Annotated in this window: 20 protein-coding genes and 1 pseudogene; 6 read left to right on the top strand and 15 right to left on the bottom strand. The window is 40.2% G+C overall.

The window, feature by feature from the left end; all coding sequences use genetic code 11:
• Positions 1-23: 23 nt before the first annotated feature.
• From PSH50_RS01780 to PSH50_RS01770, 3 genes are read right to left on the bottom strand one after another with little or no spacing between them, the layout of a single operon-like run.
• Positions 24-815: a glycine betaine ABC transporter substrate-binding protein gene (locus PSH50_RS01780; RefSeq protein ID WP_273586793.1), complete on the bottom strand. Its 792-nt coding sequence runs from the start codon at positions 813-815 to the stop codon at positions 24-26.
• Positions 812-1,366, bottom strand: a complete 555-nt coding sequence (locus tag PSH50_RS01775; protein ID WP_273586794.1) for a thioredoxin family protein — start codon at positions 1,364-1,366, stop codon at positions 812-814. Before PSH50_RS01775 ends, PSH50_RS01780 begins: the two co-directional genes overlap by 4 nt.
• A 52-nt stretch (positions 1,367-1,418) precedes the next feature.
• Positions 1,419-2,525, bottom strand: coding sequence for an L-dopachrome tautomerase-related protein (locus tag PSH50_RS01770; protein ID WP_273586795.1), 1,107 nt, complete (start codon positions 2,523-2,525; stop codon positions 1,419-1,421).
• 455 nt (positions 2,526-2,980) lie between these two features.
• Here PSH50_RS01770 and PSH50_RS01765 point away from each other — a divergent pair, with 455 nt between their 5' ends.
• Together PSH50_RS01765 and PSH50_RS01760 are read left to right on the top strand one after the other, a co-directional pair.
• Complete coding sequence (locus tag PSH50_RS01765; protein ID WP_055255044.1) at positions 2,981-3,916, top strand: LysR family transcriptional regulator; 936 nt, start codon at positions 2,981-2,983, stop codon at positions 3,914-3,916.
• 355 nt (positions 3,917-4,271) lie between these two features.
• Positions 4,272-4,436, top strand: a complete 165-nt coding sequence (locus PSH50_RS01760; RefSeq protein ID WP_273586796.1) for a hypothetical protein — start codon at positions 4,272-4,274, stop codon at positions 4,434-4,436.
• Positions 4,437-4,478: 42 nt separating this feature from the next.
• Here the strand turns inward: PSH50_RS01760 and PSH50_RS01755 are convergent, their stop codons facing one another.
• The 4 genes from PSH50_RS01755 to PSH50_RS01740 all read right to left on the bottom strand — a co-directional run bounded on the left by PSH50_RS01755 (position 4,479) and on the right by PSH50_RS01740 (position 12,441).
• Entirely contained in the window at positions 4,479-5,369 is an 891-nt protein-coding gene (locus PSH50_RS01755) for a dienelactone hydrolase family protein (RefSeq protein WP_273586797.1), read from the bottom strand.
• Positions 5,370-5,598: 229 nt separating this feature from the next.
• Positions 5,599-7,401: a SulP family inorganic anion transporter gene (locus PSH50_RS01750; RefSeq protein WP_273609228.1), complete on the bottom strand. Its 1,803-nt coding sequence runs from the start codon at positions 7,399-7,401 to the stop codon at positions 5,599-5,601.
• Positions 7,402-8,113: 712 nt separating this feature from the next.
• Entirely contained in the window at positions 8,114-11,263 is a 3,150-nt protein-coding gene (locus tag PSH50_RS01745) for an efflux RND transporter permease subunit (protein ID WP_273586799.1), read from the bottom strand.
• On the bottom strand, positions 11,260-12,441 hold the full coding sequence (locus PSH50_RS01740) for an efflux RND transporter periplasmic adaptor subunit (protein WP_154945952.1): 1,182 nt from the start codon (positions 12,439-12,441) through the stop codon (positions 11,260-11,262). Before PSH50_RS01740 ends, PSH50_RS01745 begins: the two co-directional genes overlap by 4 nt.
• A gap of 169 nt (positions 12,442-12,610) precedes the next feature.
• Here PSH50_RS01740 and PSH50_RS01735 point away from each other — a divergent pair, with 169 nt between their 5' ends.
• Complete coding sequence (locus tag PSH50_RS01735) at positions 12,611-12,874, top strand: YkgJ family cysteine cluster protein (protein WP_029774574.1); 264 nt, start codon at positions 12,611-12,613, stop codon at positions 12,872-12,874.
• Positions 12,875-13,250: 376 nt separating this feature from the next.
• Here PSH50_RS01735 and PSH50_RS01730 read toward each other — a convergent pair whose 3' ends face one another.
• On the bottom strand, positions 13,251-15,104 hold the full coding sequence (locus tag PSH50_RS01730; RefSeq protein ID WP_273586800.1) for a TonB-dependent siderophore receptor: 1,854 nt from the start codon (positions 15,102-15,104) through the stop codon (positions 13,251-13,253).
• 176 nt (positions 15,105-15,280) lie between these two features.
• On the opposite strand from PSH50_RS01730, the gene PSH50_RS01725 reads away from it, so the two are divergent.
• Positions 15,281-15,772, top strand: coding sequence for a peptide-methionine (S)-S-oxide reductase (locus tag PSH50_RS01725; protein WP_273586801.1), 492 nt, complete (start codon positions 15,281-15,283; stop codon positions 15,770-15,772).
• A gap of 6 nt (positions 15,773-15,778) precedes the next feature.
• On the opposite strand, the gene PSH50_RS01720 is transcribed toward PSH50_RS01725, so the two are convergent.
• The 5 genes from PSH50_RS01720 to PSH50_RS01700 form a co-directional block, all read right to left on the bottom strand.
• Positions 15,779-16,144 carry a hypothetical protein gene (locus PSH50_RS01720; protein ID WP_273586802.1) on the bottom strand — a complete coding sequence of 122 codons (366 nt, stop codon included), beginning with the start codon at positions 16,142-16,144 and terminating at the stop codon, positions 15,779-15,781.
• Positions 16,128-16,307 (bottom strand): hypothetical protein, encoded by a 180-nt coding sequence (locus PSH50_RS01715; protein WP_273586803.1) that lies wholly within the window; start codon positions 16,305-16,307, stop codon positions 16,128-16,130. The genes PSH50_RS01720 and PSH50_RS01715 overlap by 17 nt, the downstream gene beginning before the upstream one ends.
• Before the next feature lie 125 nt (positions 16,308-16,432).
• Positions 16,433-17,299 carry an SUMF1/EgtB/PvdO family nonheme iron enzyme gene (locus tag PSH50_RS01710; RefSeq protein WP_273586804.1) on the bottom strand — a complete coding sequence of 289 codons (867 nt, stop codon included), beginning with the start codon at positions 17,297-17,299 and terminating at the stop codon, positions 16,433-16,435.
• Between the two features lie 69 nt (positions 17,300-17,368).
• Entirely contained in the window at positions 17,369-17,839 is a 471-nt protein-coding gene (locus tag PSH50_RS01705) for a hypothetical protein (RefSeq protein ID WP_273586805.1), read from the bottom strand.
• Between the two features lie 434 nt (positions 17,840-18,273).
• Positions 18,274-18,840, bottom strand: a complete 567-nt coding sequence (locus PSH50_RS01700) for a hypothetical protein (RefSeq protein ID WP_264390751.1) — start codon at positions 18,838-18,840, stop codon at positions 18,274-18,276.
• Positions 18,841-19,430: 590 nt separating this feature from the next.
• Between PSH50_RS01700 and PSH50_RS01695 the strand changes: the two genes are divergently transcribed.
• Entirely contained in the window at positions 19,431-19,892 is a 462-nt protein-coding gene (locus PSH50_RS01695; protein ID WP_264390752.1) for an immunity protein YezG family protein, read from the top strand.
• Between the two features lie 296 nt (positions 19,893-20,188).
• Here the strand turns inward: PSH50_RS01695 and PSH50_RS01690 are convergent.
• Positions 20,189-21,355: pseudogene (locus tag PSH50_RS01690) on the bottom strand (IS3 family transposase).
• Positions 21,356-21,438: 83 nt separating this feature from the next.
• Here PSH50_RS01690 and PSH50_RS01685 point away from each other — a divergent pair.
• The gene (locus PSH50_RS01685) at positions 21,439-21,582 is read left to right on the top strand and encodes a hypothetical protein (protein WP_273586806.1); all 144 of its coding nucleotides are present in this window, start codon (positions 21,439-21,441) and stop codon (positions 21,580-21,582) included.
• Positions 21,583-22,091: 509 nt separating this feature from the next.
• Here PSH50_RS01685 and PSH50_RS01680 read toward each other — a convergent pair.
• On the bottom strand, positions 22,092-22,643 hold the full coding sequence (locus PSH50_RS01680; RefSeq protein WP_273586807.1) for a DUF4136 domain-containing protein: 552 nt from the start codon (positions 22,641-22,643) through the stop codon (positions 22,092-22,094).
• Between the last annotated feature and the right edge of the window lie 31 nt (positions 22,644-22,674).

Genomic DNA, 22,674 nt, shown 5'->3' with positions numbered 1-22,674 from the left:
TTTTTAAAAAAACAAAGCACAAATTACTTTTTAATTGGATTGTTATTAAGCCAATTACGCGTTACGTCATCGAGTGGTTGTAAGTTTTTGCATACTTTATAGTCAAGCTCGGCAATGATCTCATTTGAAAAGCGTAATTTATCAAGGGTGTTTAACTGTGCTTGGTTAAACAGCGCTTGTTTATCTTCTCGTAGGAGTAAAACAGCTCTATCAACAACGCCAAGTAACCCTTGTGGTTCTTTAAGCTCACGTATTGTGTGCTTGTAATGCAAAAATTGTGGCTTCCATAACGGCACTACGCACCAGGTTTGGGTGGCGACGGCGTTTTCAAACGCGCTAAAACAGTCATGCTCTGTGCCGGTTAAAAACTCATATCCTGCGCTCGTCAGCCCATATTCTTTCATCATATTAATAGAAAAACGGGTAATACCAGCACCGGCATTAATGCCCTGAATTGTTTTTTGCATTTTTGAAAGCACATCTGGCTTTAGCAAATCACTAATTTCGTTTACTGCACTTTGCGGTACGTAATCTGGTACGCCCCAGTGTGCATAAGGCTCATAATGTAAGCCAAGCTCAACGAGTGGCATAACTTGTTCAACATCGGCTTTATAAACACCGTGGCTTGAAGGCAGCCATGCTGAGGCGAGTAAATCTACTTCACCAGATTTAAGGTTTTTAAAGTTATCTTGATGCGGTGCATAAATACGCTCAACGTTAAAGCCCATATCAGTTAAAACATGGCTCACTAAAGAGGCCGTAACATGGTGAAACGATAAATCGGTTACGCCCAATTTTAAATGTACTGTACTCATAATGAATTACTCCATTTTATAGAGCAGCCCATGCTGGGTGTTTGCTGCGCAGGACCTTTGCCTGTGGCCGCAATTTGGCGCATGGCATTAACTAACTCAGGAGTGCGATGTGCGTCGTTGCTCATTTTTGCATCGTCTAAGCGGCCACGGTATTGCAGTGCCCCGTGTTTATTGAAACCAAAAAAATCAGGCGTGCAAACCGCGCCATACTGTTTGCCTACGCGTTGGTTTTCATCAACAAGGTAGGGAAACAAAAAGCCGTGCTGCTTAGCAAATTTTTCCATATTAGCTGGGGAGTCAGCAGGGACGCTTTTATAGTCGTTCGACATAATAGCTAACACATTTATACCTTCGTTTATTAATAACGCGGTATCTTCGCTTAAGCGCCTTGCAATACGTTGCACATAAGGGCAATGGTTACAAATAAACATGATTAACAAGGCGTTTTCGCCTAGGTTGTCGGCTAAGGTAAAAGGCTCGCCTTGCGGGGTTTTTAACGTAAAGTTGGGCGCTTGCCAGCCAAAGTCGCAAATAGGGGTGTCGAGTAGCATAACTTAACTCCTAAAAAGCCAGCGGGGATGGCTGGCTTATAAAAATATTTAATTATTTTTGATTAAAGCGAAAACGCGTTAATACGTAAGGTGGTTTTGCATTACCAAAGCCTTGGCTAAATGCAGGGTGCTGGTGGAGCTGATCTTGTGTTACATAAATCCAACCATTGCTCACTGCTAGGCTATCAGGCCATGATAATCGTTTGTCTTGAACAATTATTTCGTAGTGGCCTTTAGTCGTTAAGCCAATGGCATTGTTTTCAAGGTCGGTTACTAAAATACCGCCACCTGGCGCGTAGGTCATGCCATCGCTTGGGTTTTTAGGGCCAAACACTTCAATGTTTTTTGCTTTTTTAGCATCTGAATACGTGCTATCAGCGAGCGTTTTTGCCGGAATACGGTAAACACTTGTGCCTGTAAATGCGCCAAAGTATACCCATTCATTTTTATCATCAATGGTAATTGGGTTTAAACCAAAACGTAGGTTTGTTGTTTCACCTTTTGCTGATTTAGATGCAATAGGAGAGGCTTCGATGACAATATCGCGTTCCTCTGGCATTAGCTTAGCATTGCCCTCAAGTACACGCGTTGATTCGCCGGTTTTTAAATCAACAACAATAAACGCAGGTTTAGTGGCGCCCATAAAGTTACCAAAAGACATATCGGCAATGTAAATTTTGTCGTTACGTTCATCAATAACAAAGTCTTGTAAAAACGAGTTATCAAGTACAGCGTCTTTATTTAATTCAATGGTATTAACTAAGGTATTGGCAACGCTGTCCCAGGCTATAAGTTTTGGGGCTACTTGCTCGCTGCCCATGTCTAAAATCCACACCACACCTTTGCTGTCGCTATGCACGCCAATTACGGCTGCAAGGCCAACTTTGCCAAGCTCGGGGCCGTCAGCCCAATCTTCGCTAGGAAAAGGTTGTTGAGCACCGTTTGCCATAATTTCAACTACTCGCGTTTTTGGTGCATCAAGCGGGTGCATGCTTACAATCATTCGCCCTGCAGGTGTTATAGTTATACCTGCGCCGCGATATTTATTAAAAGTATTCACCGTTTCAAGGGGGCCAACGTCTGCTGCATAGGCGCTTGAAAAAGCACTTGCGGCTAATGACAGGGTTGCTATTGCTAAGGTGGTTTTTAATCGTTTCATACTGTGATACCCGTTATGCTAAAAAATAGAGTAAAGCGACTTAAATAGCCTAAATGACTTCGCTTGCGTTGAGGTGAATAATAGGTGAGAGTTTGCATGTGATAAACAGGGTAATAATTGAATCTTTATCAAATAATATTGGTTAATTAAAAGGGCGAGCGCTTGCTTTAAACAAATTTGCTTTTTAAACATACTATTAATGCCCAAAAGCTGGGTTTACTAATACACGCCTAAAGATTGTCCTAATTTAATAAATAGTGGTTAGTGACTAGCTGATGGGTACAGTGTAATATTTGCCTTTATATTGATAAACCGCGCAATAGATAAGCATTGTCAAATATAAATAGACAATAAATCACTTTTTGATTGCTCAATACACTGTAAGCAAACCTAAAGCGCTTAATTTTGCCAAAAATAATAATTAAATTATTAAGTTGATAATGGATTAATACACAATGCTTTTAGAAGACTTACAGGTAATTTTAAAAGTGGCAGAGTTTAAAAGTATTACTGCTGCAGCATCAAATTTAGATATGCGCACCGCCACAGCAAGTGCTGCTGTTAAAAGGGTAGAGCAGGCTTTAGGTTTTGAACTATTTATACGCACCACTCGCCATTTAAGGCTTTCTGCAGCCGGCGAGCGTTACATTCCGCAATGCCAGCAAGCATTGGCAATGCTTGAACAAGCCAAAAATACACTTAAAAGCGATGACGATATAATTGATGGTGAGCTGCGTATTGCGCTTTCTTCTGATTTAGGGCGCAACATTGTGATCCCCTGGCTTGACGAGTTCATGCAAACCCACACTCAGCTCAGCTTGCGCGCCAATATAAGCGACAGTAATATCGACTTTTATCGTGACTCGGTCGACATTGCACTGCGTTATGGTAAACCTAACGATGCCAGCATGTACGGTTTTAAAATTTGCGATGTACCGCGTATTTTATGCGCAGCACAAAGCTACCTTGATACACATGGCACGCCAGCTCATCCACATGATTTAACAGAACATAAAGGGCTGTTTTATCAACTGCAAGATATAATTAAAGATGTATGGGTATTTAGCGATGCCAGCGAAGAGTTTAAAGTAAAATTGCACGGTGGCCATGCGGCTAACGATGGCGATTTAGTAAGGCGCTGGTGTGTGTCGGGCAAGGGGCTGGCGGTTAAATCGTGCTTAGATATGTCTAATGAATTACTTGCCGGTAATGTCATAAGTGTTATGCCAAACTTTAAACCCACGCCTACAGAGCTTTGGCTGGTGTGCCCAAGTAGGCAGTCAATCACTCCGGCAGTGCGCTTACTTCGCGATGCCTTTAGAGAAAAAAGCGCCGGTATTTTAAAAGCCCTTATTGCAAAAGGGATTATTGATAAAAGCGTGCTTGGCTAATGAAAGACTGATAATGCAAGTTGATGATATTAGAGTGTTTGTGCCGTGTAAAAATTATCAGCAATCGTGCGACTTTTATTAGGCGCTTGGCTTTACTATTGAGCCTGCATCAGCTGATTTAAGTATTGCAACATCAGGTGAATGTAGTTTGTTTTTATACCAATCGTGTTAAGTTATTAGGCATTTATAGCGACAGTTAAATAGCGTGATAACAAGGCATAAATATCGTCATGTAGTTGTTCTACATAAGAAATTTATAACGCTGTTAGCGCTCTATTTAGCACGTTAGAATGATTAAATATTTAAGTCGATTGGTATTAAGCGTTACTACAACCAAGAATTTGCTGAAAATTTAATGCTGCAAGTGTGTGTATTAACTATACACGAAGCCTTTAACACCATTAGCAAATTAACTCACTTTGATATTCGCTATGAAGGGATAAAACAAGAACCGTGGGGTAAAGTGATTTATTTATGGGGACCATCTGATGAGCTTTTACACATTACAGAGCTCAATTAACTTAAAAAATGCCACCCATTTTAAGCTGGTGGCATTACCTTATTAACTTAGTTTTTCATTAAAAAACGCTAAGGTACGCTGCCAAGCAAGTTCTGCTTTTTGCTCATCATAACGCCCAGTAGAGTCGTTATGAAAACCATGATTAGCGCCTTCGTACATGTGCATAGTGTACTCAACATTGTTAGCTTTTAAGCTTTCTTCATAATCAGGCCATGTAGCGTTAACGCGTTTATCAAGCTCACCTAATTGAATCATTAAAGGCGCTTTAATATTTTTGTGCAGTGACTCACTGGCAGGTGTGCCATAAAAGGGCACGCCCGCGCTCAGTAAGCCACTCTCAACCGCCGCTAAGTAATTAACAATATAACCACCAAAACAAAAGCCTACAGCTCCCAGTTTGCCGTTACTATTAGAATGATTTTTTAAAAAGTGAGCTCCAGCTACAAAATCGTTTTGAATTTTAGCTCTGTCCATGGTTTTTTGCATGGCGCGGCCTTCATCGTCATTGCCCGGGTAGCCACCAAGCGCAAAGAGTGCGTCGGGTGCAAAGGCAATAAAGCCTTTTTTGGCTAAGCGTCTTGCTACATCTTTAATATATGGGTTTAAACCACGGTTTTCGTGAATAACTAATACAACCGGCAGTTTACCTTCAATTTTGCGAGGTACAGCTAAGTAGCCTTTGCCTTTACCATGCCCGTTTGGCGAATCAAATTCTTCGTAGGTGGCTTTAATATCATCATCGTTAAATGATACTTGCTCTGCAAACGCATAATTAGGTAACAAGGCACTGGTTAGTACGCTCATTGAAAAACCAAGTGCAGCTAATCCACCTAGTTTTTTCATAAATGTACGTCGGTCCATTAAACCGTGGGCGTATTCGTCGTACCAATCAAAGGCTTCTTGCGGGATATGATCTGATTGCGAGGTATTCATGGCTGCTCCTTCCATTATTATTAGTTATGTATTGTTATTTATTACCATAACGTATTAGGAGTAAAAAACGAGCAGTTTATCTCTTTATTTATCTCTTTATTTATCGAACCTTTTTAATGTATAAAATTAGTTATTGAGTTTTAGCTTACCTGCCTGATAACCCTTCATCAATATTTATAAAAAACTCGGAAAACTCCGAGCTTTTTAAGTAAGTTACCTAATTGGCTTATTACGCCATAGCGTCGTTGGCTACAGGGTATTTAGGATCTTCGACAATGTTAACCTCAACCAAATCACCGGCTTTTTGTAATAACTTGGCAGACTCTGGGCTCAAATGGCGCAAATACAACGTTTTACCTAATGCTTTATAACGCTCACTTAAACCATGTATGGCTTCAATACCTGACTGGTCACACACTCTGGCATTGGCAAAATCTATACACACTTTTTGTGGGTCGTTATGTGGGTTAAACCCTTCTTTAAACGAGGTTATTGAGCCAAAAAATAGATTACCCGTTACTTGGTAGGTTTTTTCGCTTTGCGATTCATCGCTGCATTTAATACGGATTTCTTTTGCAGAGTTCCATGCATAAACCAAGGCAGAAATAACAATACCTATGCCTACGGCTACGGCTACGGCTAAATCGAGCAATACGGTAACGGTAGATACCACAATAATGATAAATATTTCAGACTTTGGAACACGACCAAATAAGCGCAAAGATGACCACTCAAACGTAGCAATAACCACCATAAACATAACGCCAATTAAAGATGCCACCGGTATCATTTCAATTAAGCTGGGAAAAAACAAAATAAATACCAGCATAAATAAAGCGGTAGCAATACCTGCTGCACGCCCTCGGCCGCCTGAATTTATACACACCATGCTTTGGCCAATCATGGCGCAGCCACACATGCCACCAAATAAACCGCTTAAAATATTGCCCGAGCCTTGCGCTACCGACTCACGATTACCTTGGCCGCGGGTTTGTGTTATTTCATCAATAAGCGAAAGCGTCATAAGGGTTTCTATTAGCCCTACAGATGACAAAATAAGCGCAAGCATGAGCACGGTAATAAGTGCATCGAGCGAGTCGCTATTGGTTAAATCCCAACTAATTTGCGGAAAGTGAAAATTCGGTAATGCACCTTTTAAACTGCCATCAAGTGGGTCGATGGTGTCTTTTAAGCCCTCAGCTACTTTTTGCGCTTCGTTTTCTTGCCATTTAGCCGTAATTTGCGCATCGGTTGGGCGCTCAAGCGCAATATTTTGCGCCACTTCGCTGTATTGCCCATGAGGTACTTGATTTTTTATAGCTGCAAAGTTTTCAGTAATGATCTCTTTTTCAATCATTGAAGTACGCTGCGTGTGCACAACATCGCTAACAAGTTTTGACTCAAGTGGAGTAAAGGTGACCAGCGCTGTACACACTGCTATTGCAGCAAGAGGGGCAGGAATTGCTTTAGTATAGCGCGGTAAAAAATACACAATTGCCATGGTTAACGCAATTAGTCCCATCATGGTAAGCATAGCTGGGCTGGTTAGTTGCATCCAATCGCCTGCGTAGGTAAACATATCGTGTTGCTTATCGTAAACTACGCGAACGTTTTCTTTAAATTGGCCAAATTGCGCCATACCAATCACAATAGCTAAGCCATTTACAAAGCCAAGCATTACAGGGTGAGGTAACAGCCTAATAAATTTGCCCATTTTAAAAGCGCCAAACACTACTTGTAGCACACCGGTTAATACTACGGCGGCCAACAAGTACTCTAGCCCAAACATAATAATAAAGGCGGTGGTGACTACAGCCATAGAGCCAGCAGCACCCGAAATCATACCAGGGCGGCCGCCAAACACGGCGGTAATAAAGCCAACAAAAAACGAGCCATAAAGCCCCATCATTGGGTCAATTCCCGCTACAAAGGTAAACGCAACGGCTTCGGGAATGAGCGTAAGCACAGCGGTTAAGCCGGCTAATACATCATTTTTTAAATTAGCGCTGCGTTTGCTTATTAAATCAAACATAGGGTTCCTTAGGGTGCATAAATAAACTAGATGCCATAGCGCTTTAAGCGGATAGCAATATGTTTAGGTGTTTTAAATTTACGTGTATAGGGCGTGTTGATCTTTGCGGATTGAGATTTGTTCAATCTAGGGGCGATCAAATCGCGGCGCGAGGTTTGTAACCTAGTGGGCTCGATAACTGCTCCTGCGTTATTCTAATGACTTACATCCCTGTAAGAATAAGTAAAAACCGAGCAAAGCTTCCGCGTCCTGCTCACGCCCCTTACCTACATCCATGTAGGCAACAAAGAATTTATCGCCCCTAGGCAGAACCCAAAGGGCAGCGTATGTTTGGCATTTATGCTACGTTATCGCCTATTTATGGGGAGTAACCACACTTCATAGGCTCTGCCTTGCCTAAAAACCAAACATACTGCTGCAAATTCAAACGCCAAAGGTCAACACGCCCACGTTATTAGAACTAAGTGGAGGGCACTTAACTGACAAGCGGCTCAAAACCATTGCGGTGTGAGCTTAATGCTAAGCAATAAAATTATAATGCGTTAGCGGTGCTTTAAATTGAGGGCGCATAATACGCTGATATAATTAAAATAATTACCCATAATTTATTTGAAACACTTTATAAAAAGTATTAAAAATGCAGCGCAATATTTAGGCAATAAAAAGCTCGGCGTATTAGGCCGAGCTTTAATGGTTGGGAGAGAAACTTTAATTATTTGGCAGTGGGTGTCGGTTGAATACTTATAGGTTGCGATTTACCAAGTAGCTTACGGGTAAGGCGCTTAGCGTCTTCTAATGCTACGTATTGGCAAGGTATAAGTATTAAAGTAATTACCGTAGCAAATAGCACACCAAAGGCCAGCGATACCGCCATAGGAATAACTATTTTAGCCTGTAAGCTGGTTTCCATAATAATTGGCATTACACCAATAAATGTAGTGATTGAGGTAAGCAATATAGCTCTAAAACGCTTTGCACCGGCTTGCATAACGGCTTGTTTTACGGCCATGCCTTCTGCGCGTGCTTTATTTACAAAATCAACCATTACGAGTGAGTCGTTTACGACTATGCCCGCTACGGCAATAATGCCAAACATAGACAGCCCGCTCATGGTCATACCTAATATTACGTGACCAAACATTGCACCTACTACACCAAATGGAATAACCGACATGATAATAAGCGGCTGCGAGTAAGAGCGAAGCGGAATGGCCAATAAGGCAAATATAATCATCAGCGATATAGCAAAGTCGCGTAACTGCTCATCGGCGCTGTCCATTTCTTCTTGTACGCGCCCAGCCACATTACTTTTAACGCCTGGGTAGCTTTTAAGCAGTGAAGGTAAATAGGTATCACGAATTTCTTGTGCAATAGCAAACGGCTCAACTTGGTCAGTATTTACCGCTGCCCACACATTAACAGTACGGTTTGAGTTTTCACGGCGAATACGGTTTACACCATCTACTAGCCTAACTTCGGCTACTTCGCTTAACGGTACTTCTGCGCCGGTTGGGGTAATAATACGCGCATTTTGAATGTTGCTAATTGAGTTACGCTCACTTTCTGGGTAGCGTATCATTACTTTAATTTCTTCGCCTTCGCGTAAAATACGCTGTGCTTCTAATCCGTAGTAACTAAAGCTTACTTGCGATGCAACGTCAGCAAGAGTAAGTCCCATGCTGTAGGCCAGTGGTTTTAAATCTAGCTGTACTTCGTCGGTGGCACTTTGCAGTGAGTCGTTTACATCGCCTACACCTTCCATGCTTTGTAGTTTAGCTTTTAATTTACCGGCTACTTCTTTTAGCTCATCGGCATCTTTGCCTTGTAGCCTAAAGCTTACGTCGCCGTCATCACGTCCGCCGCTAAAAATATTATCTTGAATATTAAGCGTTTTAACACCTGGAAGCGGGGGCATTTGTTCGCGCCACAAAGTGCTTAATGCAAAGGTGTCGATAGGGCGCAAGTGTGGCTCTACTAAAATAGCCATAATGTTTGCTTGAGTACGCCCACGTAGGCTTACCGATAAATCGCGGATCATGCTTTGGCCGTATTGCTCTTCAAGCTCTTTATCTACTTTGAGTAATACATCTTCTATTTTACGGGCAGTTTCAAGGGTGGCTTGCTCCGAAGAGGCCAGGTTCATTTCAAGCGTAATACGCGGAAAATCATGCGGTATTTTAGGGTTAGGCACGAACTTAACTAAGCCGCCTGCAAACATACCTGCACTGACTATTAATATACATAAAAAGCCAATAATTACGGTATAACGATAATGTATACAATGGCCTATAAAAGGCGTGTAATAGTTTTGTACAAAGTGTTTTAAGCCACTATCAACCACATTACGCAGTTTATGTAATGGGTTTTTAGGGTTAGGTTTACGTGGGTTCATGGCTGCAATATGCGCAGGTAATATTAGCTTTGATTCAATCAGCGAGAAAATCAAACACAATATAATAACCACACCAATGGCTTTAGAAAACGCAGCGCCTGGGCCCGATGCCATAGCTTGCGGTAAAAACGCCGCGATAGTGGTTAAAACCCCAAAAGTGGCAGGCATTGCAACGCGCTTAACTCCGCGAATAACATTATCAAGGCTATGGCCGTGTTTTTCTATTTCGGCACTGGCAGACTCACCCACGACGATGGCATCGTCGACCACAATGCCGAGAACAATAATAAAGGCAAATAACGACACCATGTTTATGGTGATGTCTAAAAAGCCAAGTGGCATAAACAAAAAGGCACCTAAAAAAGACACCGGTAAGCCCATCATTACCCAAAAAGCTAAACGCAGCGGTAAAAACAGTGCCAGCACTATCATTACTAAAATACCGCCCCATACCATGTTGTCGATCATCATATCGAGTCGACCTTCAAGGTAGTAAGTTAAATCAACAATAGGGGAGAGCTTTACGCCTTGTGGAAGTTTCGATTGTTTTTCTGCCATGTAGCCTTTAAGAATTTTAGCTACATCGGTAATGTCTTGATCTTTTGAGGCATCTACTTCAAACGTGAGTGAGTTTTTACCGTTATATTTAGAGTAAAGTAAGCCTTCTTCAAAGCCATCATTAATTGTTGCTACATCGCCTAAGTTAATCTGTGCGCCATCGGCAAGCGTTATAAGCGGAAGCTTTGCAAATTCACCACCGCGGTAGGCTTGTTTTTCAACACGCATTGAAATATAGCCAGTGTCAGAGCGAATTTGCCCTGCCGACATATTGGTAGAAAAATTTTGCACCGCACTTGATACATCTCTAAAAGTTAGGCCATATTCACGTAGTTTATCAGGGCTTATCTCTATGCCTATTTCGTAATCTAGGCCACTGTAAAAGTCGACTAAATTAACGCCAGGTAAGGCGAGTAGTTCATCTTTTATGTCGTTACCTAGCTCTTTAAGCTGGTAGTAACTCATGTCGCCATAAAGCGCGAGGATCATCACCTCTTGCTGAAATTTTTCACGCTGAATAACAGGGCGCTCCATTCCTGCCGGAAAGGTATTGATAGAATCAACTTGCGCTTTTATTTCGTCTAGGGCTTCTTGTAGGTCGTATTTTTCTTCTATTTCTACCCACGCTTGCGCATAACCTCGGTTAGAGTAAGTGATTAAACGTTTTATACCCTCGGTACCCTCAAGGTTTTCTTCAATTTTTATCGTTATACCTTCTTCAACCTCTTGCGGGGCTGCGCCTGGGTATACCGCTTGAATACTCACCCAGTTACTTTCAAACTGCGGGAATGCCTGTTTACGAATTGTCAGTGCTGTTAAAAGCCCGCCAATAAGTATAAAAATCATGATGAGGTTTGCCGCCACTGGATTACGTGCAAACCAAGCGATTAAGCCTTTTTCTGAGGTACTCATGGTGTATCCTCTTTAAGTGCTAATTGAGTCACATCGCTTTTAGGCTCAGTGCCTTCCAGCTTAACCGCCATGCCTTCTGTTGGGTATTCAAGGGCAGAGGTAATAAGTTGCTCGCCACTGTTTAGGCCTTGGTTTGCAATCACCATACCGTTTTGTTCACGTACAATATTAAGCGTTTTAAAACTCAGGGTGTGATCGTCGTTTAAAATAGCAATTTTGTTATTTTTAACTAAATGGTGCGGCACTATAATCGCGTTATCAAGCGCGCGGCCTTTTATGGTGGCATTTATATAAGAGCCAAAACGCAGTGGTTTGGTGTTATCAGCGTACGGAGTCGGTAACTGAGCAACTAAATAGCTCATACGGCTGGTTTGATCTACCACACCTTCACTTCGTACAACCTTGGCTTGCCAGGTTGTTTGCTTGCCGGCAAATTCAGCGTTAAGCGTAACCAATGCGCCAATACCGCCGTTATCTAGGTATTGCAGCTCTTTATCTGCAACCGGTAAACGCACCTCTGCAACAGAGGTAGCGCTTAGCTCGCCAAACTTGCTACCCGCACTAACCACTGAGCCTAAGCTAATGGTGCGTTGGTTTATTATAGCGTCGTAAGGAGCTTTAATGTACGTGCGTTCTAAATTACGTTTAGTGCGTTTTACACGGGCTTGGGCAGAGCGAAAGTTTGCCATTTTTTCTGCAAGTTGTGGTTTACGTAAATAAAGCTCCGATGCAATTGCATCGCTTGAGTCTGATTTAATACGCTCCCATTCGGCTTTAGCTACGTGAGCTTGCGCGCGTTCTATTTCAAGCGCTGAACTTGCTTGGGCAAGGCCTGCTTCGGCCTCAATTAAATCAGCCTCGTAATCATTTGGATCAATTCGTGCTAAAATATCGCCTTGCTTAACAAACGCGCCTTCAACAAATTGTTCGGCTACTGAAATAACTTGCCCGCTTACTTGTGCAACCAGTTCTGTACGGTCTTTAGGTTTTACTACGCCGTACGATTTAACATCGAGCGTTATTGCATCAATGTTCACGTTTTGCGCAGCAACAAGTGGGCGAGTGTCTTGCTCTGGTTTTTCTTCTGGTGGCGTTTTCATGGCTGAAAGGCCAAAAGCGAGTGCAATCCCGGCTGCTAAAACCGCGACTGGTAATAAAATTTGTTTTTTAGTAGCCACAAGGCATTCCTTCATATATTTGGTGACAAGGCAATAATACGCAATAAAGTGTTTACAAGGCGTTTTAAGATGTAACAAAGCATTACATATGTGTATTACAGATAAATAATGGGCTAGGCAGGGTATTAATTTAAATACAAAGGCCTGGCTTTAACTAACAGAGGTATTTATGAAAACAGAGCCTATGGCATGTCGCTTAGGCTGCGGCGCATGTTGCATTGCCCCAAGTATTAGCTCCCCAATACCCGGTATGCCAAACGGTAAAAAAGCCGGAGAGCGTTGTATTCAGCTTGATGAGAACAATTTATGTAAACTATTTGGCGATGAAAGCCGCCCTAAAGTATGTAGCGATTTTAGCGCCACGCGCGATGTATGTGGGTCAACTAATGCAGAGGCTCTAGCGCTTATTACTGAACTTGAGCAGTTAACCTAGTTTACGAAGTTAATACACATATATTTACATTTATCTATTACCGAGTGATTTTTTAAGTAATTAAAAGCTGCGCTTTTCACGCGAGCAAGCTCTGCGTCTACCGCAAATGTGTAGATATATGGTTGTTTTGTAGACGTAAAGCTTGCTTACGTGACAGGCAAAGCCTGTAAAAGTGGTTTATTTACAAAGAGGGCAAGAGGCGCTGCGCTTTTAGAGGGAGAGATTAACTTTAAGCAGTAGTTGGTTTGTGTTTTCTCATTTACTCCTCATTCGCTTCTCTTTGTGCAATATTTTTGCCTAATATAGAGCTTTTATAAAAAACACAGCGTTTACAAATCAAAGTATAAATTGAGTTTGTAAACGCCGGCTTTATTTTCTACCAACTATACGTTGCGCTTAGCGTATATTGCTCACCGCGCCCTGGTGTACCAGGTATTTCTTCAAACGACTCATCCCATACGTTATCTGCCGCTAAAGTAATAAATAAATTGCTTATCTGAGGCGGGGTTATTTTAAGCGTGAGTTGGGTAAAAAGCGCGTTGTCGTCGCCGTTTCTAAGCGCGTTTTTGTGTTGTGTACGCCATTCGTTATCTATTCTAAATTCTAATATATCAGTTGGGTTATACACAGCGCCGAGTGTTAAACGGTGATCGGGAAAGTTTAACGCGTAAAAACTGGCATCAATATCGGCTGCGCCGTAGTTTTCTGATTTATGTAAATAGGTGTAGCTAGCAATAAGTTTTGCTGTATCAAAGTGCTTAGTCGCTAAAAATTCAACCCCTGCAGTATCAATACCAACCGGGTTTGCAAAGCGCGCCGAGGTAGAGTCAAAATTAAAGGTCCAATCGGTTAAGTTATTATCTTTTCGATAAAAAATAGCCGAGTTTAACTGCCAGCTTTGCTCTTCAAGTAATAAGCCTAGCTCTAAGTTTGAAGTAGTTTCGCGTTCAAGGTTGTAGTTACTTCTAAATAATCCGCCAGAATCGCTGCCGCCAATAGCTGTATAGCCTGCAACTTGACTCGCCTGCGCGTACGATAAATAAAGGCTTTGCGCTGTGCCGTCATTATTTTGGGTATTTAAGGTTATATCACCAATGGCTGATACTTCAGCATCATCACGGTTTGTATCGTCATACGCAGCCCCTAAACGAAAAATAAGCTGTTGGTTAGCCTTTAGCGCCATTGTGTATTGGGGCAATACGCTCAGCTTATAATATTTTCGTGAGGTAAAGTTGTTTTCAAGTGTGGTTGATTCAATCGAGTCATCAATAAATTGTGCTGAGTAATTGATTGCAAACGCATTGCTTTGTGCATGGCGACCCGAAAGAGCAAGCGACTTAACCTCGCTTTTATGAAACGCTTCGAATGCACTTGGGTTTTCGCGCGAGTAAATATAGTGATCGTCATGGGTGCGGTAATACGCCGATACTTCAAAATTACTGTTCTCAGAGTAGGTTTGCTTGTGATTAAGCATCCAAAGGCGGGTTTCTAAATCTTCAGTTTCGTTAACGCCAAAGGGAGTGTATAAATTAGGCCAGCCAAAAAACTTATCCTGCGAGCCATAAAATAAATCGGTTTGGCTATTCTTTCTTGCCAATTGCACGCGAGCTGAGGCGCGCGAAAAGTCATGGTCACCATTATCAATAGTGCCATCACTTTGCGAGTGAGAATATTCACCTTCAAAACCTAAGGTATAGCCAGCTAAGCTATCAAGTTGTGTATTTTTAGCAGCGTGAATACTTTGAAGATTAAAGTCGTTCGTACCAGTACCAAGCGATACACTACCGCCAGTAATAATCGGTTTCCAACCAAACGAAACCGTACCTACAGAGCTGTTCATACCGTACAGTGCGTTATCGGCACCGGTTAAAACTGCTGGGCCGCTTAGCATTTGCGGTGCTATGGGTATTTCAGCAAAATAATGACCAGATTGCGGGTCAAGCAGGGTAGCACTGCCTACTCTAAAGCCGGTGTTTTCAAAAATACCGCCACGAATAGTTACATCAGCTTGTGCCTCAGCCATATTTCGTGATTGAAGATCTACACGCGGATCGTATTCTAAATTAGAAATAGGCGAGTCAAATGTACCTACAGGCAGTTTATTCGCAGTAGGCGAAGCCTCCACTGTTATTTGCTCGATTGAAGACTCATCAGATAACGTATTAGCATAAACGAATGGGGTAACACTGCATAAAAGGGCAGGCAATATAATGTGTGGTGTGCGGTTCATGTGTTTCTCGTCGTTTTTTATTTGTAGCTGCGGTTACAATTAATTTCAAAGCTCATATTTGAGCATGATAAAATAGCCAAATGTAACAGCAGTCATTTTGTGCGCGATTGTACATTAATTTGTTAATATCTGCATTTGATAACCATTCACACTTTTCTCATTAGGTAACATTTATAATGGATATTAAAGAACACAATACTATTTACTTTGCTGGTGGGTGCCTATGGGGCGTACAAGAGTTTATGAAACACTTACCAGGTGTTGTTAGCACACAGGCAGGGCGCGCTAATAGTACAACTAAAACCACTGCTGGCGACTACGATGGTTATGCTGAATGCGTAAAGGTAATTTTTGACCTAAACGCCGTTAGCTTAAATAAGCTGTTTGACTACTTTTTTGAAATTATTGACCCACACAGTATTAACAAACAAGGGGATGACGAAGGCCCTAAATACCGCACTGCTATTTACAGTAAACACCAAACCCATTTAGACGCAGCAAACAGCTATATCAAAAAGCGCAGCGATGCCGATAAAATTGCTGTACAGGTAGAGCCGCTAACTAATTACGTGCCAAGCGATCCTGAGCATCAAGACCGTTTAACCAACCACCCAGATGACTATTGCCATATACCTTTTGATTTATTGTATAAATACAAAACGACTTAATAAAAACTATTGTTTATTTTTTCTTTGAGCTTTTTTGCTTAGCTTTTTCTCTTTTTTACGCGGAAACATTTCTCTGCTTAGGTACGGTACTGCTAAAAAAAAGATCCCACATCCTAAGTAAAAAAGAAGGTTAAAAAGATAAGCAAATGGAGAGGTAGAGAAAAAATAAACCTCAGATTCAACTCGATAATCTGTTGGTGTAAGCACATAACCGTCGTATATAGATTTTACTGCGATTATTATAAGTAAAAACCCTAAAGCAAAAGAAAACAAAGAGAATGCTACTTGGTTCAACAGCATTCTAGTATTACTAATGTTAGCGTGTTTTATTTTTGGCTTCTTTTTTGTTTTTTTATTATTTGATTGCTTCATACTTACCAAAAAAAGTAATAAGCATAGCTATAAATATTCCAACAAAGCCAACGGTTGAGAAAACCAAGCTATATTCACTTTTAATGCTGAAAATATTTAGAAGACTAGTTATTAATAAAAGTGATATTCCAGCAGCTTTTATAATTTCTTGTGTTTTATTCAAACGTATCCATGTTTGACAATATGGGCACTCGACTTCAAAAAATATCCCTTTTTTATTGGTATTCTTATTTCCGTACTTTTGATCTTATGATGGCAACAAGGGCATGTAGGTTTCATTTTAATCCTTTATTTAACCTTTTTAATTTCTCTTAAGACCCTAAAACCAATAGAATTAGCTCTCGAATTTATAGTAAAACCCATTCTAAGTGAGTGATGCACATGAGGCTGTGGCATGGTCCAACTAGCCCCTTTAACCGTTTTATTCTTACAGTTAATTATTTTAATAGGAGCAATAGTCTTTGTTGCATTGTTATGATTATCTACATAACAGTCCTCTACCCACTCATAGACATTAGAAGTGACATCGTATAAGCCAAAAGGGTTTGGCTTTAAAATACCTACATGCCAAGGGTGTCCTAAATCAGCCCCCTTTGGACAATCCCCTAAATCTCTATCGCAGTGATCAATGCCTTGTTCATAATCATTACCCCACCAAAACTTACTCGTTGATCCAGCGCGAGCTGCGTATTCCCACTCAACTTCGCTAGGCAGGCGATAAATATTGCCAGTTTCTTTGCTCAACCACTTTGTGTAAGCAACAGCATCAAACCAAGATATATTTACAACAGGTTGCTTACCACGCCCCCAGCCTTCATCGTTAGGACACGACCTAATTCCGGTTTTACAAAACTGATCATATTGTGCAAAAGTAATCTCGGTTTCACTTAGTGCATAGCTTTCTTTTATTATTGCTTTAAAAATAGGGGCTTCATCTTGAAAAGAGCGAAAATTTTCACCGCCTATGGTGCCTGTACCTGGCGGTATTATTACCATTTTAGGTGATAATTCACCGCTTTTAAGTTTATCTTGTATATAAGTGATTTTATGGTTAGAGATTTTAAAACTAGGCCACCTAATATTAAAAAAGCCAATACATAACCCAATAAAAACGACAATAACAATGAAATATTTAATTTTTAATCTAGAAAACATGTATCACTCTTAAGTTACGCTAAATGACCAAAATGGTTGATATGAACATTAGATAATTTAGCTATTCGTTTACGATTTAGCATTTGAATAACCCTGTATTAATTTGATGCAATCATTAATTACTATAGCGCTCTCAGCTTTACCTTGAATATTATGGACTGACATATTCATTGAGCTAGAGCCTTGGGCTGCAAAAAACTCTTTATCTAATACGGTCAATATATATTTGAGTGTAGAGAGGTTGAGGGCGCCATATTTAGCTAAATATTTGGTTGTATAAGGATAGTAGCAGTAGTCATATGTAGACGAGGTACTCTCTGATGGTTGAGCAATAATGTTTTCGAACATACTCTTATTATTTAAACATTGCTCAATTAGGTCTAAGGACAAAATTCTTCGTTGTTTTTTGATGAAGACTTTTCTTTCCATTAAAATGAAAACCATGGCTAAAGCTGCATCCTTATCGTAAGGAGAGTTTTTACCTATTATGTCTAAAAATTGAGTAAAAGAATCTGTTAAATACGCTTTTATGTCACTCATTATTTTGATTTCCGTATTCTGATTTTAAAGTGATTTGTGTTAAAACTCTTTGGCTTTATGATAAATAACATTACAGCGTTACAAATATTTTCGAGCTAAGTTCACGGATAAAATGCGGTTAAGAAATTGCTCAATTTAGGTTTAGCAAGCACTCTAATTGTGCATGGTACGCGGAATCAATTTTCTTAAACAGATTATTAAATTGTAACAAGCCAGACTATAAAATTACCTTTCAAAACTAATGTAATATTTTACAACATGTGCCACCTTAAGCCGCCTCAGGTTGTTGTATATTAAATTTTTGATCGCGCTCTTAGTTTCGCTGAAATGTACTATTACTACGTTTTTTAAATGAAAACTAGGCAGAATTCGTTACGTACGTCAGTGTAATAGCTGAAAGTTAGATTCTCCCTCCAGCTATCTAGTGGCTAATTTTATTCATCTATAGAGTTTGCTATTCGCTCAACGGTGACTTTTTCTAACCTGTTCGCGCGGCCTTTCCAGTACTGCATAATCTCTGCTTCTGTAAGGTTGTTTTCAACAGCAAGCTCTAGGCGTAAGGCCCAGGCAATCAGGTGGTTTGGGTTTAGCCAGTGATCATAAAGCCCGTAAGTATGATGGTCGGATAAGGAAATCTTACCTCCTTCATCTTTTGTCATAACAAACCAGTCTCCTATGGGATCTGTTCCCAGGGAGAAGTATTCGGTGTTTGCGTCGAAGTCATCGAGATTTTCCTTAAACTCAAACCCCATACCGTATTGACGCATTGGCCATAAGGATGGTAGCTTGCCTTCGGTGTACATTTTTATATAGCACTTTACCCAATCGTGCCATTCACTAACCACACTTTTATCTAATTGCTCGAAAATACTGTTAGGAACACTTTCTTTGTCATTGAGTTCTGGATTTTTCAATTTTTCCCACTCTTTCAAGAAGGTTTTTGTTAAATAATCTTTATCCACTGGATTTGTTATGATTTCGAGTAATTCAGATTTGTTCATATACGATTTTCCATTCCCGTTGCCTGTGTATACTAAAATAGTATGGTAAAATGTTAGCAAAACCAAGCTTTTAATTAATAAGGTTGCAAACATTATCGAGTCAATTTGAAGCTATTTCCTTATTGATTATTTGTAATATGACCAAAGCTGGCTTTATACAGGTACACCATAAATAGGATGTAGAGTGGTGATAGAAATTGAATACCCAAACTTACCGCTATATGAGAGGATATTTATAACCATCCTGGTCAATCTGCAACTTATATTTATAAAACGAATGAGTAAGGATTTTCAATCAAAGTAGAGCAGCTATGTTGTTGTGCCCTTACTCTAATATCGACCATTTAGTTGATACCTTATTCCAATGTACAGCAGAAAATAAACTAGGTACCCCAACTAAAAAGCCAAAGTTGCTACAGAGTATGGCGATAAATTGAAAGGAATGAACCAAAGGGCTAGTTAGAGATCATGAAGTAGAGATTTTGATAAAATATTCAGATGATAGGGCAGCTTTAGAATCGTTACTTGGTGGCTATAAGTAGGTAATGGAACCCAATTAAGCTTGAGTTTGATAATTAAGGAATAATAAAGTGTTTGAAACAATTGATGATATATACAACCATTTAGGGCTAAGTATGTTTGAACATCTCCCAGAAAAATGGGAAAAAGCATACTTAGAGGTGAATCTACATCAAGTAAACGTGTCAGTCTCAATCGATTCAAAATATATATATAATGGAAAGATATTTGATTTTGATCTTGACGTCATTGATGGCATTTATAAAAACTCAATGTGTAATAAAGCTTTTTATGCTCTTTATACGATTATGCAAAAAGATAAAAATGATGTCCCTTGGAATAAAGCACGTTTCGAAATGACATCAGAAGGCGACTTCTCAATTGACTTTAAATATGATGAAGATTTTGCGTGGTATAAGTCACTCGACATTGATAGTCAAAAATATGATGAACTTGATATAAACGTTATAAATAAAATAAAGTCATGGGATGGTTTGCCAAAGGGTTATCCGAGATATTGGACAAAACGCTGAGAACGATGATTTAGGATTTTATAAATGGATATTTATAGAAACTTTTAACCTAAGTTAAAAATAAATTTTAGCTCTTTTCAATAAGCCCTTTCCTATAGGTACTTTGGTAAAAGATTAAAACAAATTCCACGCTTACCTTAATTTTTGTATCGTTAACGAACGAAGTATTTGGCTTTTGTAATTATAAAATCAAGCAGGGCATTGTATAGCCACTGTAAAAAAGCATTTCTAACTGTATGTGTAGTATATTTTATGTGGACATGACGTTTTAAGGGTAAGTCTTATTAGTGTAGTGGTCAACTAATTTTGGCCACAGTTTTAGAATCTTGATATCTAACCTCAGATTCATTTGGCGCTAAACCGGCATTATAATGATGCGGCCTAACGTTGTTGTAATATCCGTTGATATAATCACTCACGCTATATTTAGCATCTATAAAATTTCCATATCCAACCTTTGGCATCCATTCCGTTTTAAAGCTTCTAAAAAATCGCTCCATTGGTGCATTATCCCAACAGTTTCCACGCCTACTCATACTTTGTTTGATTTTATAGCGCCATAAACGTTGACGATATTTTAAACTTGTATAATGACTACCTTGGTCTGAATGAAACATCAGTCCTGTCGGTTTTCCTCTGCTTTCATACGCGAGTTCAAGTGCTTTTAGCGTTAAATTAGTATCTGGCGACAACGACATGGCCCAGCCAACTACTTTACGTGCAAATAAATCAATAACAACGGCTAAATAAGCCCAGCGATTACCTACCCAAATATACGTCACATCACCGCACCACACTGTATCTGGCTCAACAACATCAAATTGTCTATCAAGCAGGTTTGGAATTTCAAGGTGTTCATTACCGCCGCGTTTATATGAATGTTGAGGTACTTGGCAGCTTTCAAGCTTTAATTTAACCATTAGCTTAGCAGCACGATAACGACTCAATTCAAAATCATTGTTCGTTGCTATTGCCGCGATTGCCCGCGCCCCAGCTGAGCCGCCGCTCATTGCATGTATTGCTCTAACTTCAGCTTCTAGCCTTATTTGCTCTGGTGTAGGCGTTGTATCCCGTATAGCCCAATATTTATAGCTGCTACGATGCACATTGAATACGTTACACAGCACACTAATTGGGTAACGTTCTCGTTGGTTTAGTTTCTCAATTAACGAGAATTGTTCAGGGAGTCGGACATCAAGAGAGCGGTAGCCTTTTTTAATATATCCTTTTCTAATTCGATGCGTTGAATTTGCTTTTTAAGTTCGCGGATTTCAATTTGTTCGGGCGTCATTGGCGAAGCAGATGGTGTCTGGCCACTCCGCTCTTGCTTTAATTGAGTAACCCACTTACTGACGGTTGATTTACCCACCCCCATCGCTTTGGCTATAACTTTGGTCAACTACAAGCTGAGCTGTTTCTAATTTTATTGCTGCAGAATACGTTGCGCGTTTTAATTTCGTCATTTTTTCACCCAAATTTGTATGCTTATCAGCATAACATTTCTTTCTTAATGGGTGGCCAAATTAACTATGCCACTACAAGGGACATGGGGTTCAATAATGGCGAACCTGATGAAGACGGCATAAATATTAATGAACTTAACTCAGGTATTGTTTATGAGCGCCGATACGGCATGAGTTGGGTTTTAGGTTATGGTGAGTCGTGGGACGATGTGCCAACAGATACATAATAATTTACGCATGTACGCTTTAGATTTGACGTGGCTTGCTTCGTTGAGATTTAGCTGGTTGTTAGTAGTTTCGCTCTATTATCCATTTGTATAAAGCTATGACTGGTCTCAATATAAAGGCTCTTAAGTTTAGTGTTATATTGGGGCATATGAACATCAAAAATAAGGCTATTGTTTAGTTTGCTATGATTAGAGTTGGCTTGGATTTAAGAGTTTATTTAAATGTAGGAAGTCCACATATCATTTGGGCTAGGGTATAAATCTGAAATTTAAAATAGCCTTAGGTAATTAGAAGCTTCGCTTCTCGCGTAAGCAAGCTTAGTGCTTACAGATAAAATAAAGCCTAGCGTTTACAGGTAAAGCTTAACCGATGTTTTGTAGACGTGCAGCTTGCTGACGTGACGAGCGTAGCTCATAATTATTTAAATCTGAAGTCCCAAAAATAAACACCTACAAAAAAAGCTCACATACTGTGAGCTTCTTAAAACTTACTCAACGCTAATTTTAACTTACTGCTGCTTTTGCGGCGGGAAGTTGCTTAAAATATTAGCGACTGTTTCTTTAATTGATGCTTCGCGTTGCTCAGGCGATTGTTTTTTCTTTAAACGGCCTTCTTTTGCGCCGCGCCATACAAGCTGGTTTGATTCGCGGTCAATAATATCAATCACCAAAGTACCCACTTCGTATTCACGGGCGCTAATATCGCGTTGAAAGCCCGTACCCCAGTATCCCCAACGTGCGCCGTAGCCTACGTTAAAGCTGTCTACTTCTAGCTCTTTATCTACCGATGCATGGTAGTTAACTAGTACGTCAGCTTGGGCTGGGTCTATTAAGCTCATACCTAATGTTTGGCTAAGCTCTTTATTAACGGCAGTACGTACACGTTTTTCCATTAAGCCGTTAATTTGGTAGTTTGTGGTGTCTTTGGTTAAGCTCGCGTTTTCTACCCAAGCAAATGTTTTAAAATTACTAAAGTTGGCTGATTTGTCGTAATCCCAGTCTGGGGTTTGCGTACAGGCTGTAAGTAATGTCAGCGCTGCAACAATAAGTATATTTTTCATTACCTTTGCTCCAATGAAATGCGTTAATTTA

Origin of the sequence: Pseudoalteromonas sp. Angola-7 (genome assembly GCF_028599255.1) — a bacterium.
In the GTDB taxonomy this organism is placed as follows: Bacteria; Pseudomonadota; Gammaproteobacteria; order Enterobacterales; family Alteromonadaceae; genus Pseudoalteromonas; species Pseudoalteromonas atlantica.
The sequence above is the reverse complement of the archived record's forward strand: the minus strand, read 5'-3'. Positions and strand labels throughout refer to the sequence as shown.

Excerpts from the sequence above, each read along its gene's own strand:
- PSH50_RS01685 (WP_273586806.1), top strand. The coding sequence starts at position 21,439 with ATGGGGTTCAATAATGGCGAACCTGATGAAGACGGCATAAATATTAAT.
- PSH50_RS01710 (WP_273586804.1), bottom strand. The coding sequence starts at position 17,299 with ATGTTTTCTAGATTAAAAATTAAATATTTCATTGTTATTGTCGTTTTT.
- PSH50_RS01680 (WP_273586807.1), bottom strand. The coding sequence starts at position 22,643 with ATGAAAAATATACTTATTGTTGCAGCGCTGACATTACTTACAGCCTGT.
- PSH50_RS01735 (WP_029774574.1), top strand. The coding sequence starts at position 12,611 with ATGAAAACAGAGCCTATGGCATGTCGCTTAGGCTGCGGCGCATGTTGC.
- PSH50_RS01765 (WP_055255044.1), top strand. The coding sequence starts at position 2,981 with ATGCTTTTAGAAGACTTACAGGTAATTTTAAAAGTGGCAGAGTTTAAA.
- PSH50_RS01705 (WP_273586805.1), bottom strand. The coding sequence starts at position 17,839 with ATGAGTGACATAAAAGCGTATTTAACAGATTCTTTTACTCAATTTTTA.
- PSH50_RS01770 (WP_273586795.1), bottom strand. The coding sequence starts at position 2,525 with ATGAAACGATTAAAAACCACCTTAGCAATAGCAACCCTGTCATTAGCC.
- PSH50_RS01760 (WP_273586796.1), top strand. The coding sequence starts at position 4,272 with ATGCTGCAAGTGTGTGTATTAACTATACACGAAGCCTTTAACACCATT.
- PSH50_RS01745 (WP_273586799.1), bottom strand. The coding sequence starts at position 11,263 with ATGAGTACCTCAGAAAAAGGCTTAATCGCTTGGTTTGCACGTAATCCA.
- PSH50_RS01730 (WP_273586800.1), bottom strand. The coding sequence starts at position 15,104 with ATGAACCGCACACCACACATTATATTGCCTGCCCTTTTATGCAGTGTT.
- PSH50_RS01780 (WP_273586793.1), bottom strand. The coding sequence starts at position 815 with ATGAGTACAGTACATTTAAAATTGGGCGTAACCGATTTATCGTTTCAC.
- PSH50_RS01775 (WP_273586794.1), bottom strand. The coding sequence starts at position 1,366 with ATGCTACTCGACACCCCTATTTGCGACTTTGGCTGGCAAGCGCCCAAC.
- PSH50_RS01750 (WP_273609228.1), bottom strand. The coding sequence starts at position 7,401 with ATGTTTGATTTAATAAGCAAACGCAGCGCTAATTTAAAAAATGATGTA.
- PSH50_RS01755 (WP_273586797.1), bottom strand. The coding sequence starts at position 5,369 with ATGAATACCTCGCAATCAGATCATATCCCGCAAGAAGCCTTTGATTGG.
- PSH50_RS01700 (WP_264390751.1), bottom strand. The coding sequence starts at position 18,840 with ATGAACAAATCTGAATTACTCGAAATCATAACAAATCCAGTGGATAAA.
- PSH50_RS01725 (WP_273586801.1), top strand. The coding sequence starts at position 15,281 with ATGGATATTAAAGAACACAATACTATTTACTTTGCTGGTGGGTGCCTA.
- PSH50_RS01720 (WP_273586802.1), bottom strand. The coding sequence starts at position 16,144 with ATGAAGCAATCAAATAATAAAAAAACAAAAAAGAAGCCAAAAATAAAA.